The 11,253-nt window shown below is 74.1% G+C and carries 14 protein-coding genes; 6 read left to right on the top strand and 8 right to left on the bottom strand.

Features of this window, described 5'->3' with window-relative positions; translation table 11 throughout:
• From HGA02_RS03350 to HGA02_RS03360, 3 genes are all read left to right on the top strand, one after another.
• The coding region (locus HGA02_RS03350) for an FAD-binding oxidoreductase (RefSeq protein WP_168677577.1) at positions 1 to 1,382 on the top strand (1,382 nt) is incomplete at its 5' end.
• Between the two features lie 43 nt (positions 1,383 to 1,425).
• On the top strand, positions 1,426 to 1,653 hold the full coding sequence (locus HGA02_RS03355; RefSeq protein ID WP_168677579.1) for a FitA-like ribbon-helix-helix domain-containing protein: 228 nt from the start codon (positions 1,426 to 1,428) through the stop codon (positions 1,651 to 1,653).
• The gene (locus HGA02_RS03360; RefSeq protein ID WP_168677581.1) at positions 1,650 to 2,063 is read left to right on the top strand and encodes a PIN domain-containing protein; all 414 of its coding nucleotides are present in this window, start codon (positions 1,650 to 1,652) and stop codon (positions 2,061 to 2,063) included. Before HGA02_RS03355 ends, HGA02_RS03360 begins: the two co-directional genes overlap by 4 nt.
• Positions 2,064 to 2,290: 227 nt before the next feature.
• Here HGA02_RS03360 and HGA02_RS03365 read toward each other — a convergent pair whose 3' ends face one another.
• Together HGA02_RS03365 and HGA02_RS03370 are read right to left on the bottom strand one after the other, a co-directional pair.
• Positions 2,291 to 3,349 carry an aspartate-semialdehyde dehydrogenase gene (locus tag HGA02_RS03365; protein ID WP_168677583.1) on the bottom strand — a complete coding sequence of 353 codons (1,059 nt, stop codon included), beginning with the start codon at positions 3,347 to 3,349 and terminating at the stop codon, positions 2,291 to 2,293.
• Positions 3,346 to 4,629 (bottom strand): aspartate kinase, encoded by a 1,284-nt coding sequence (locus HGA02_RS03370; protein WP_124341676.1) that lies wholly within the window; start codon positions 4,627 to 4,629, stop codon positions 3,346 to 3,348. Before HGA02_RS03370 ends, HGA02_RS03365 begins: the two co-directional genes overlap by 4 nt.
• A 367-nt stretch (positions 4,630 to 4,996) precedes the next feature.
• On the opposite strand from HGA02_RS03370, the gene HGA02_RS03375 reads away from it, so the two are divergent.
• The 3 genes from HGA02_RS03375 to HGA02_RS03385 all read left to right on the top strand — a co-directional run bounded on the left by HGA02_RS03375 (position 4,997) and on the right by HGA02_RS03385 (position 8,665).
• Positions 4,997 to 6,289 (top strand): cellulose-binding domain-containing protein, encoded by a 1,293-nt coding sequence (locus HGA02_RS03375; protein WP_168677585.1) that lies wholly within the window; start codon positions 4,997 to 4,999, stop codon positions 6,287 to 6,289.
• A 217-nt stretch (positions 6,290 to 6,506) separates the two neighbouring features.
• Complete coding sequence (locus tag HGA02_RS03380; RefSeq protein WP_168677587.1) at positions 6,507 to 7,547, top strand: ABC transporter ATP-binding protein; 1,041 nt, start codon at positions 6,507 to 6,509, stop codon at positions 7,545 to 7,547.
• Positions 7,544 to 8,665 carry an ABC transporter permease gene (locus HGA02_RS03385; protein ID WP_168677589.1) on the top strand — a complete coding sequence of 374 codons (1,122 nt, stop codon included), beginning with the start codon at positions 7,544 to 7,546 and terminating at the stop codon, positions 8,663 to 8,665. Before HGA02_RS03380 ends, HGA02_RS03385 begins: the two co-directional genes overlap by 4 nt.
• 9 nt (positions 8,666 to 8,674) lie before the next feature.
• Here the strand turns inward: HGA02_RS03385 and HGA02_RS03390 are convergent, their stop codons facing one another.
• The 6 genes from HGA02_RS03390 to HGA02_RS03415 all read right to left on the bottom strand — a co-directional run.
• Positions 8,675 to 9,067 (bottom strand): PIN domain-containing protein, encoded by a 393-nt coding sequence (locus tag HGA02_RS03390; RefSeq protein ID WP_168677591.1) that lies wholly within the window; start codon positions 9,065 to 9,067, stop codon positions 8,675 to 8,677.
• Positions 9,060 to 9,338 carry a type II toxin-antitoxin system Phd/YefM family antitoxin gene (locus tag HGA02_RS03395; RefSeq protein ID WP_168677593.1) on the bottom strand — a complete coding sequence of 93 codons (279 nt, stop codon included), beginning with the start codon at positions 9,336 to 9,338 and terminating at the stop codon, positions 9,060 to 9,062. The genes HGA02_RS03390 and HGA02_RS03395 overlap by 8 nt, the downstream gene beginning before the upstream one ends.
• Before the next feature lie 33 nt (positions 9,339 to 9,371).
• The gene (locus HGA02_RS03400) at positions 9,372 to 9,950 is read right to left on the bottom strand and encodes a DUF5063 domain-containing protein (RefSeq protein ID WP_168677595.1); all 579 of its coding nucleotides are present in this window, start codon (positions 9,948 to 9,950) and stop codon (positions 9,372 to 9,374) included.
• 43 nt (positions 9,951 to 9,993) lie between these two features.
• On the bottom strand, positions 9,994 to 10,593 hold the full coding sequence (recR, locus tag HGA02_RS03405; protein ID WP_124341671.1) for a recombination mediator RecR: 600 nt from the start codon (positions 10,591 to 10,593) through the stop codon (positions 9,994 to 9,996).
• Positions 10,594 to 10,640: 47 nt separating this feature from the next.
• Positions 10,641 to 11,048, bottom strand: coding sequence for a VOC family protein (locus HGA02_RS03410; protein WP_168677597.1), 408 nt, complete (start codon positions 11,046 to 11,048; stop codon positions 10,641 to 10,643).
• On the bottom strand, positions 11,045 to 11,253 hold a 209-nt coding region (locus HGA02_RS03415; RefSeq protein ID WP_168677599.1), incomplete at its 5' end, for a hypothetical protein. The genes HGA02_RS03410 and HGA02_RS03415, both read right to left, overlap by 4 nt.

Genomic DNA, 11,253 nt, shown 5'->3' on the forward strand with positions numbered 1-11,253 from the left:
GCGGGGTCGCCGGCACGGCGACCGGTCCCGTCCGGTCGGCCGCCGCGCTCGCGAAGCGCGTCGACGGGATCGACTACGACGCGGTGCCCGCGGGGGTCGAGGCCGTCGAGCCCGGCGACCGCCGGTACGCCGAGGTGCGGTCGACGTACATGCGCCGGGGTGCGCCAGGGCTCGTGCTGCGCCCGTCGACGACCGCGGAGGTCGCGTCCGCGCTCACGTACGCGCGCGGGCAGCGCGGGCCTCTCGCCGTCCGGTCCGGGGGCCACGGCATCTCCGGGCGGTCGACCAACGACGGCGGCGTGGTGCTCGACCTCGAGCGGCTGTCGTCGGTCGAGGTGCTGGACGAGTCTGCGCGGCGGGTCCGCATCGGCGCCGGTGCCACCTGGGGAGCCGTCGCGTCCGCGATCGCGCGGCGCGGGTGGGCGATCTCGTCCGGCGACTACGGCGGCGTGGGCGTCGGCGGGCTCGCCACGACCGGCGGCATCGGGCTCCTCGGGCGGCTGCACGGGCTGACCATCGACCACGTCCTCGCGTACGAGGTCGTGCTGGCCGACGGCTCGGTGCACGTCGTGTCTGCCTCTGCCGAACCGGACCTCTTCTGGGGCCTGCGCGGGGCGGGCGGCAACCTCGGCGTCGTGACGGCGGTCGAGATCGAGGCGTCGGAGGTGCCCGACGTGGTGTTCGCGCAGATGGTCTTCGACGCGACCGACCCGGCCGCGCTCGTGTCTCGCTGGGGCGCACTGGTGCAGGACGCGCCGCGCGAGCTCACGTCGTTCCTCCACCTGTCCGCGGGTGGCCGCGACCGCGGGCCGATGGCCCAGGCCATGACGGTGTGGGCGTCGTCCGACACCGCGGCTGCGGTGGAGGTGCTGGAGCCGATGCTCGACGTCGCGCCCGTCCTCCAGCAGCGCGCCCAGGTCACGCCCTACGCCGGGATCATCGGCCCGGTGTCCAAGCACCACGACGGCGGCGCCCCGCCCGTGTCACGCTCCGGCCTGCTCCCCCGGATGACCGACGCGGCGGGGGCGGCGCTCGGCGACCTGCTGCTGAGCGGGGAGGCGTCGCTCCTCCAGCTCCGCGCCACCGGCGGTGCGGTGCACGACGTCGACGCGTCCGCGACCGCCTACGCCCACCGTTCGCAGGAGTTCTCGGTGACGTCGTTCGCCGGACGCCTCGACCGCAGCGGCCTCGACGACGCGTGGGACCGCCTCGCGTACCCGCACATGGACGGCCTCTACCTGTCCTTCGAGACCGACCCGCGCCCCGAGCGCCTGCTCGACGCCTTCCCTCCCGCGACCCTCGACCGCCTCCGCGCGCTCAAGCGCACGTACGACCCGGACCACGCCTTCGACCAGAACTTCCCCATCGACCCCGCCGGCTGACTGCCGTCGCTAGCATTGCTGGCAGTTGTCGGAAGGGGCGACCATGTCGACCGTCACCGTGCGACACCTCGACCCCGAGGTGCAGAAGCGGCTCAAGCTGCGCGCGGCCCGCAACGGCCGCTCGATGGAGGCCGAGGCGCGGGCCATCCTGAGCGCCGCCGTCGCGTCCGACGACCTCGTGAGCGACTGGCTGCGCATGTCCGAGGGCTTCCGCGGCGACGACCTGCCGCTGCCTGAGCGCAGCGCGCCGCGCGACGTCGACCTCACGTGATCGTCCTCGACACGAACGTCCTGTCCGAGCCGCTGCGGGCCGCACCGGACGAGCGCGTCCTCGCGTGGCTGGCCGCCGTCGACGAGCCGGTGGCGATCACCGCGGTGAGCGTCGGCGAGCTGCTGGTCGGCGTCGGACTGCTTCCGGAGGGCCGCCGCCGGACCGGCCTGGCCGCTGCCATCGAGACCCTGCTGGCCACGCACGCGTCCGGCGTCCTGGCGTACGACGCCGCGGCCGCCCGCCGCTACGCCGTCATGAGAGAGCACCGCCGGGCGGCAGGCCGGCCGCTCAGCGTCGAGGACGGGATGATCGCCGCCGTCACCGCCGTGCACGGCGCGACGCTCGCGACCCGCAACACCCGCGACTTCGCGGACCTCGACATCCCGCTCGTCGACCCCTGGACGTCCTGACGGGCCTCCCGTCGCGCTCGGCGACGCACATGACCTGGGCCGTCACCTGCCCCACCGCCGCCGGCGACCGCCGACCCGGGTCTCGGCACCGCTCCGACAGGCGGAGCGGTCACCAGTCCCGGGCCGTCCTCGGATCGTCACGCCCGAGCACACGACGGCGCACGCTCCGGGGGTCCGGGGCGTGCGCCGTGGTGTGAGGGCGGACCGGCGACCGCCGGGCGGGCGGGTCAGGCGGGGGTCGTGGCCGTCAGGCGGGCCGCGACGAGCTCGGCGATCTGGACGGCGTTGAGCGCGGCGCCCTTGCGGAGGTTGTCGTTGCTGACGAACAGGGCCAGGCCGCGACCCTCGGGCGCGCCTTCGTCCTGGCGGATGCGGCCGACCAGCGACGGGTCGGCGCCTGCGGCGGCGAGCGGCGTCGGGACGTCGTCGAGCTGCACGCCCGGCGCGTCGGCGAGCAGCTCGCGAGCGCGCTCGGGCGACAGAGGCCGCTCGAACTCCGCGTTGATCGACAGCGAGTGGCCCGTGAACACCGGGACGCGCACGCACGTGCCCGAGACCAGCAGGTCGGGGATGCCGAGGATCTTGCGGGACTCGTGGCGAAGCTTCTGCTCCTCGTCGGTCTCGTACGACCCGTCGTCCTGGATGGACCCGGCCAGCGGGATGACGTCGAACGCGATCGTCCGCGGGAACTTCTCCGCCGCGGGGAACTCGACGGCGGACCCGTCGTGGGTCAGCGCCGCGATGTCCTGCGACGCCGCCGCCTGGATCTGGCCCGCCAGCTCGGCGACGCCCGCGAGGCCCGCACCCGACACGGCCTGGTAGGTCGACACGACGAGGCGGCGCAGGCCGGCCTCCTCGTGCAGCACCTTGAGGACCGGCATCGCGGCCATGGTCGTGCAGTTGGGGTTGGCGATGATGCCCTTGACGGTCTCGTCGAGCGCGCCCGGGTTGACCTCGGACACGACCAGCGGGACCTCGGGGTCGCGACGCCACGCCGACGAGTTGTCGATGACGACCGCCCCGGCCGCCGCGAACCGCGGCGCGTGCTCCTTCGACGTCCCGCCACCGGCGGAGAAGATCGCGATGTCGATGCCGGACAGGTCGGCGGTGGCCACGTCCTCGACCACGACGTCGGCGCCGCGCCACGGCAGCGTCGTGCCGGCGGAGCGCGCCGACGCGAAGTAGCGGATCGTCCCGACGGGGAAGTTCCGCTCGTCGAGCAGGCGCCGCAGGACGCTCCCGACCTGGCCGGTCGCCCCGACCACCGCCACGGTGAGCCCGCTCATCGTCCCGTCCCTCCGTACACGACTGCCTCCTGCTGGTCCGCGTCCAGGTCGAACGCCGTGTGGACCGCGCGCACCGCGTCGTCCAGGCTGTCGGCCCGCGTGACCACGGAGATCCGGATCTCCGAGGTCGAGATCATCTCGATGTTGATCCCGGCGTCCGACAAGGCCGCGAACAGCTTCGCGGACACGCCGGGGTGCGACTTCATGCCCGCGCCGATGAGCGAGAGCTTGCCGATCGTGTCGTCGTACTGCAGCGACGTGAAGCCGATGTCGGGCTGGTGCTCGGACAGCGCGGCGGTCGCGGTCGCGCCGTCGGACGCGGGCAACGTGAACGAGATGTCCGTGAGGCCCGTCGCGGCGACGGACACGTTCTGGACGATCATGTCGATGTTCACGCCGGACCCGGCGACGACCTGGAAGATCCGGGCGGCCTTGCCCGGCACGTCGGGCACGCCGACGACGGTGATCTTGGCCTCGGAGCGGTCGTGCGCGACGCCCGCGATGATCGGCTGTTCCACTGCTGCTCCCTCGGGGCTGTCGGGCGCCGGCTCGTTCGTCACGAGCGTGCCGGTGTGGGTCGAGAAGGACGAACGGACGTGCACCGGGACCCCGTACCGGCGCGCGTACTCGACGCACCGCAGGACGAGGACCTTCGCGCCGCTGGCGGCGAGCTCGAGCATCTCGTCGTAGGAGACGCGGTCCAGCTTGCGCGCCGCGGGGACGATCCGCGGGTCCGCCGAGAAGACGCCGTCGACGTCGGTGTAGATCTCGCAGACGTCGGCGCCCAGCCCCGCCGCGAGCGCGACGGCCGTCGTGTCCGACCCGCCGCGACCGAGCGTCGTCACGTCGTTCGTGTCGGACGTGACGCCCTGGAAGCCCGCGACGATCGCGACCTGGCCGCGCTCGATCGTCTCCCGGATGCGGTGCGGGACGACGTCGACGATGCGCGCCCGGCCGTGCACGGCGTCGGTGATGACGCCCGCCTGCTGGCCGGTGAACGACTTGGCCTTCACGCCGAGGTTGTTGATCGCCATCGCGAGCAGCGACATCGAGATGCGCTCACCCGCGGTGAGGAGGATGTCCATCTCCCGCGACGGGGGCAGCGGGGTGATCTGCTGGGCGAGGTCGATGAGCTCGTCCGTCGTGTCGCCCATGGCCGAGACCACGACGACGATGTCGTCACCCGCTCGCTTGGCCGCCGCGATCCGCTTGGCGACCCTCTTGATGCTGGCGGCGTCCGCTACCGACGATCCGCCGAACTTCTGCACGACAAGTGCCACGTGCCTGCTCCATCTGTCGCCGGCCTCCGTCTCTCTCAACGGCCCGCCGGGTTCCTTGTGGTTCGCCGGAGCGTAGGCACGCGCCCCGTCGCGCAGCAAACCCGTTCCATCCTTCGGCGCCGGGCCGGCGGCGACGGCCGTGCCGCCGATACCGACATGGGTGCCGTTCGTGCGCCCGGAACGGCATCCATGTCGGTATCGAAGATCCGGCCTGACGGGAGGTGAAGCGTTTGAGGGGGTGACGGGTCGGGGGCGGCGCGGTGCAGGCTTCCCGGCGACGCAGCAGGGGGCGCCGCGGACCGTCGCGCGCCACGGTCGACGCGACGACGCGGCGGCCGTCGCAGGGCGGCGTCGGAGAGGACCGGACATGTCCATCGCAGTCGTGCGCGGCCGGGGCCGGCTGGTGCTCGCCGCGCTCGTCGTCGTGCTCCTCGCGGTCGTCGGGACGCTCGTCGCGCAGGCGTCGCGCGCGTCCGGGGCGGTCGCGGCGTGCGCCGTCACCTGGACGAACAACACGTGGCCGGGCGGATTCACCGCCGACGTCCGCCTCACGACGGGCACACCGCTCACGTCGTGGACCGTGACGTGGACCTGGCCGGGCTCGCAGCAGGTGACGGGCGCCTGGAACGCCACCGTCACGTCCGAGGGCAACCGCGTCACCGCGCGGAACGCGGCGTGGAACGGGAACGTGCCGTCGGGCGGCACGGCGTCGTTCGGCCTCCAGGGGTCGTGGTCCGGGGCGAACACGGCACCGTCGGACTTCGCCGTCAACGGCGTCCCGTGCGACGGGCGTCCGACGACCCCGCCGACGCCCACGGTCACCCCGACGCCGACCGTGACCCCGACGCCGACGGTCACGCCGACGCCGACCCCCACGGTCGAGCCGACGCCGACCCCGACGCCGACCATCGAACCGACCCCGACCCCGACGCCCACCCCCACCGTCGAGCCGACGCCCACGCCCACCCCGACCGCGGTCGGCTGCGGCAGCGCGGTGTTCTGCGACGGCCTGGAGTCGCAGACGTCGACGACGCCCTCGGGATCGTGGAGCGTCGTCACGCCCGACTGCTCGGGCCAGGGTCGCGTCGAGGTCGACACGTCGATCGCGCACTCGGGCAGCCGGTCGCTCAAGGTCGTCGGCGCCGCGGGCTACTGCAACCACGTCTTCGCGAAGGCGTCGGCGGACCTGAGCGGGCTGTCGCAGGTGTGGCTGCGGTACTGGGTGCGGCACACGACGGCCCTGCCGACGTCGCACACGACGTTCCTCGCGATGCGCGACGCGGGCGACGGCAACCGTGACCTGCGCATGGGCGGCCAGAACGGCGCGCTGCAGTGGAACCGGGCGTCCGACGACGCGACGCTGCCCGAGCAGTCGCCCAACGGCGTCGCGCTGAGCCGGCCGCTGCCGACGTCGTCGTGGCACTGCGTCGAGGTGCAGGTGGACCGCGCCGGACGGCTCGCGACGTGGCTCGACGGCACCGCGGTGACCGGGCTGACGGCGGACGGCACGCCGACGCACGACGTCGACGGGCAGTGGTACCGGACGGCCTGGGCACCGCGCCCGACGGACCTGCGGCTCGGCTGGGAGAGCTACGGCGAGGGCGCGGACACGCTGTGGTTCGACGACGTGGCCGTCGCGGGCTCCCGCCTGGGCTGCTGAGACCCCCCACGCACGGAGGGGGACGACGACCCCGCCAGGACGACCGCCGCGGACGAGGCAGCGGGCGTCAGGGCGGGGTCGTCCCGTGCGTGCCGTCGGACGGCCGGGTGCCACGGCGGTCCAGGTCAGCGGGGCGTCCGGGTGACGGTCGACGACCTCCACCGTTCCTCCACCCGAACGGCCGCGCACCGTCGAGGGCCGGTCCTACGGTGTCCGCATGACGAGCGCCGTCGACGACGACACCCCCGGCGACGGTCCGCCGCCACCACCGCCCACGGGCGCACCGGCACCGGCCACGACGCCGCCCCCGGCAAGCACCGACGGGATCGTCGTCGAGGGTCTGCGGCGCGCGTTCGGGACCGTGCAGGCGCTCGACGGCGTCGACCTGCGGGCCCGCGCCGGTGCGGTCACCGCGCTGGTCGGCCCGAACGGCTCCGGCAAGACCACCCTGCTGCTCGTCCTGGCCGGCCTGCTCGTGCCCGACGAGGGGCGCGTGCTCGTCGCCGGTCACGACCCCGTCACCGACGGGCCTGGCGCACGTGCCCGGACCGGCTGGATGCCCGACGCGTTCGGCACGTGGGACTCGCTGACCGCGCGCGAGGTGCTCGGCACGTTCGCGGCCGCCTACCGGCTCCCGAAGGCACAGGCGGACGAGCGGGTCGACGAGCTGCTCGCGACCGTCCACCTGTCGGAGTTCGCCGACCGGCCCGCGAGCGTCCTGTCCCGCGGGCAGAAGCAGCGCCTCGGCCTCGCGCGGGCGCTCGTGCACGACCCGCAGGTCCTGCTGCTCGACGAGCCCGCGAGCGGCCTCGACCCGCGCTCGCGCGTCGACCTGCGGCTCCTGCTGCGGCGCCTCGCCGACGAGGGCCGCACGGTCCTCGTCTCGAGCCACGTGCTGTCGGAGCTCGAGGAGATGGCCGACGACGCGGTCTTCCTGTCGAAGGGCCGCACCGTCGTCGACTCGTGGTCCGCCGACGCCGCCTCGACGACCACGCGCACGTTCCACCTCAAGGTGCTCGCGGCCGGCCCGCTCGCCGCGTGGCTCGCGACCGCCGGCGTCACGTGGCGCCCCGACGGCCCGACGGTCGAGACCGCGCCCGACCGGCCCACGGGCGTGCTCGTCGACGTCACCGACGACGCCGACGCCGCCCGCGTCCTGCGCGCCGCCGTCTCCGCCGGGGTCGACGTCACGTCCTACGCGCCCGTCGTCGGCCGGCTCGAGCAGGCCTACCTGGACCTCGAGGAGGAGCGCCGATGAGCGTCACCCCCGTCGACCTCGACGACGCCGCCGACACCACCCCGCCGCCCGCGCCCTCGGGTCCCCGCTCCGCGACCTGGGGACTGACGTGGCACGGCGTGCGGACCGTCGCCGCGCTCGAGCTGCGTCAGCGGGTCCGGTCGACCCGGTGGGTCGTCGCGCTCGTCGTCTGGTTCCTCGTCGTCGGTGCGCTGACGTTCCTCGTCACGGGCGCCATCGGGACCATCGACGAGCAGGGCCTCGAGCGCGGCGCGATCGCGTTCGGCGCAGTCACGATGCTCGTGCTCGGCCTCGGCCTGCTCGTCACGCCGACCCTCACGTCGACCGCGATCAACGGCGACCGCGCCGCCGGGACGCTCGCGACCCTGCAGGTCACGCTGTTGACGCCCGCCGAGATCGCCGCCGGCAAGCTGCTCGCCGCCTGGGCCGCCGCGTGCGCGTTCCTCGTCGCGAGCATCCCGTTCCTCGTGCTCACCCTGTTCCTCGGCGACACGCCCCCGACGTCGCTGCTCGGCGGGCTGCTGCTCGTCGCGCTGCTGCTCGCGACGGTCTGCGGGATGGGCCTCGGCTGGTCGGCGCTCGTGTCGCGCACCGCCGGCTCGACCGTCCTCACGTTCCTCACCGTCGCCGGGCTCACCGTCTTCACGCCCATGCTGTTCGGGCTCACGATGCCCATGGTCACGGCGACCGAGGACGTGCGCGTCTACGGCGTGCCGCAGCAGGAGGTCACGTCCTCCCTCATGGAGTGCGAGGAGTTCACGCAGGAGTCGATGGTCGCGCACACCGAACGGACGTGGTGGCTGCTCGGCGCGAACCCGTTCGTCATCGTCGCCGACGCCGTGCCCGCGACGGCCGACACGGTCACGCCGCCGTCGGAGCCGCTCGGTGCGATCCGCGAAGGCGTCCGCGACCTGCGCGACGGGCCCCCCGCCGTCGAGGACTGGTGCTGGATCGACGACGCCAGCCCGGCCGACTCGACGGCCAGCCACAACACCACACCCGTGTGGCCGTTCGGCCTCGCGCTGCACGTGCTGCTCGGCGCCGCGGGGTTCGCCGTCGCCGTCCGCCGCCTCCGCGTCCCGCAGCACCACCTGGCCCGCGGCACCCGCGTCGCCTGACGGCGGGACTCAGACGGGGTCGTCGGTCGCGAAGCCCATCGCGTCGGCGGCACGCCGCATCGCGTCGTCGTGCGTCACGACGGTGACGAGGCCCGGCCCGATGCGAGCCGCTGACGCGAGGTGCAGGCAGTCGAGCGTCTTGAGCACTGCCGGGATCGCGGCCGCCTCGCGGAGCAACGCGTCGTCGACGCTGAGGAAGGCGAGGCTGTCGCGCAGGAAGTCGGCGACCGCGAGGTCGTGCCCCGTGCGGCGCAGGAAGCGGGTGACCTCGACGTCCAGGAGGCGCGACGACACGAGGCGGTCGCCGGCGTCGACACGGGCGTCGAACCAGTCGACGGCGGACGCTGTCCCGACCAGGACGTGGACCGCGACCGACGAGTCGACGTAGACGACCTCAGGCACCGGCGTCGGCGGAGAGGTCGGCCAGGGCGGCGTCGGCCGCCTCCGGCGTCATGAGCGGGCCGCTCCTCCGGGGCGCGCGTCGTGGCGACCGCGCGGCCGCGAGCAGCCCGGCGGCCTCGAGCCCGGCGAGCGGGTCCTGACCGGTCGGCTCGGGCACGAGCCGGAGAACGGGCTGACCGTGCCGCGTGACCTGGACGGTCTCGCCCGCCTCGACCATCTTCACGACCTGCGACGGATGCTGGTTGAGCATCGTCAGGGGCACCGTCTTCATACCGACAAAACTAGCACCTAGGTACTAGAACAGTCAGGACTGGAGGGCGTCGTACTCCGCCTCGGCGGCGACGTCGTCGTCCACGTCGAGACGCAGGTGCGCGAGCATCGTCTGGATGACGCGCAGCAGGCCCGACGCGCGCTCGCCCCAGTCCGACAGGTACGAGAACTGCCACCACCACAGCGCCTCGGTCACCGAGCCAGCCTCGTAGTGCCGCAGCCCCTGCGCGAGCGCCTGTGCGATCGCGACGAGGTCGCCCGACACCGACGACTGCTCGAGCTCGGGCGTCACCAGCGGGTCGACGACCTCGGCGTACTCGTCGATGCCCTCGAACACGTTCGCGAGCGCCGCGCGCAGCGGGTCGACGTCCGGGTCCGGGCCACGGTCCGGCTCGAAGCGCTCCGCCGGCACGACGTCCGTCGTCGCGCCCAGCCGCGCACCCACCGCGAGCACGTCCGACACCGCGAGCAGCAGCAGCGGAAGCGTCGCCTCGGGCGTCGTCCCCGCCGCGACCTCCGTGACCGTCGTCAGGTAGCTGCGGGACTCGTCCGCGACCGCGCGCGCCAGCTCCAGCAGGTCGGCGTCCGCCGTCGTCGCCTTCACGGTGTCCATCGGACCACCCCTCCCCGTCCTCGCGTCCCGTCGCCGGGCCGCGTCAGGCGCTGATGCGCCGTCGTCCCTCGAACGCCCGCCCGAGCGTGACCTCGTCCGCGTACTCCAGGTCCCCGCCGACCGGCAGGCCCGACGCGAGCCGGCTCACCGTCAGGCCCATGGGGACCAGCAGGCGCGCCAGGTACGTGGCGGTCGCCTCGCCCTCGACGTTCGGGTCCGTCGCGAGGATCACCTCGGTCACCGTGCCGTCGGCGAGCCGCGTCATGAGCTGCGCGATGCGCAGGTCGTCCGGGCCGACGCCCGCGATCGGGTTGATGGCCCCGCCGAGCACGTGGTACTTCCCGCGGAACTCGCGGGTCCGCTCGATCGCGACGACATCCTTCGGCTCCTCGACCACGCACAGCGTCGTCGGCGAGCGGCGCGGGTCACGGCAGATGCGGCACTGGTCTTCCTGCGCGACGTTGCCGCAGATCTCGCAGAACCGGACCCGGCGCTTGACCTCGACGAGCGCGTCCGACAGCCGGCGCACGTCGGCCGGGTCCGCCGCGAGGATGTGGAACGCGATGCGCTGAGCGCTCTTGGGACCGACGCCGGGCAGCCGCCCGAGCTCGTCGATCAGGTCCTGGACCGCGCCCTCGTACACGCGGCCCAGCCTACGGTGTGGCGGGCACACCCCGGTGGTGCCGCAGGTCACGCGTCGCCGCGCGCCACGACCTCCACCTCGAACCCGTCGCCGTCCTCCAGGTACGCCGCGTAGTGCGCCGGACCGCCGGCGAACCGGTGCCGGTCGGCGAACAGGAGCGTCCAGCCGTGCGACGGTGCGGCCGCGACGAGCCGGTCGACGTCGGCGCGCGAGCCGCCGTGGAACGCCAGGTGGTTGACGCCCGGCCGGCACCGCTCGAGCGCCGCTGCGACGACGTCCGGCCCCGACTCCAGCACGAGGTACGAACCGTCCGGCCCGGTCCAGCTCCGGCCGTCACGCCACGTGTCGCGCGGCACGAACCCCATCGCGCCGAGCAGCCAGTCCCACGACGGGCCGGACGACGCCACGTCGCGGCACCAGACCTCGACATGGTGCAGCGACCCGCGCGCACTCACCCCTGGGGGTCGTCGAACTGCTCGTCGATGACGGTCCCGCCGAGCAGCTGCGCGACCAGCGGCGCGCCGACCAGCGACGACGACGTGATGTCCGGGTCGTCCGGCGACGGCTCGTCGACCTCGTGCCGCGCGGCCGACCGGGCCGCCGACTCGCGTGCCGCCGCCGCCATCCCACGCTCACGCGCCGACGGGGCCACGTCCGGCG

This window comes from Cellulomonas septica, from assembly GCF_012396155.1.
Lineage (GTDB): Bacteria > Actinomycetota > Actinomycetes > Actinomycetales > Cellulomonadaceae > Cellulomonas > Cellulomonas septica.

What these genes read in the sequence shown, in the direction of transcription:
- HGA02_RS03355 (WP_168677579.1), top strand. Translation starts at nt 1,426, where the DNA reads ATGTCGACCGTCACCGTGCGACACCTCGACCCCGAGGTGCAGAAGCGG.
- HGA02_RS03365 (WP_168677583.1), bottom strand. Translation starts at nt 3,349, where the DNA reads ATGAGCGGGCTCACCGTGGCGGTGGTCGGGGCGACCGGCCAGGTCGGG.
- HGA02_RS03375 (WP_168677585.1), top strand. Translation starts at nt 4,997, where the DNA reads ATGTCCATCGCAGTCGTGCGCGGCCGGGGCCGGCTGGTGCTCGCCGCG.
- HGA02_RS03380 (WP_168677587.1), top strand. Translation starts at nt 6,507, where the DNA reads ATGACGAGCGCCGTCGACGACGACACCCCCGGCGACGGTCCGCCGCCA.
- HGA02_RS03385 (WP_168677589.1), top strand. Translation starts at nt 7,544, where the DNA reads ATGAGCGTCACCCCCGTCGACCTCGACGACGCCGCCGACACCACCCCG.
- HGA02_RS03395 (WP_168677593.1), bottom strand. Translation starts at nt 9,338, where the DNA reads ATGAAGACGGTGCCCCTGACGATGCTCAACCAGCATCCGTCGCAGGTC.
- HGA02_RS03400 (WP_168677595.1), bottom strand. Translation starts at nt 9,950, where the DNA reads ATGGACACCGTGAAGGCGACGACGGCGGACGCCGACCTGCTGGAGCTG.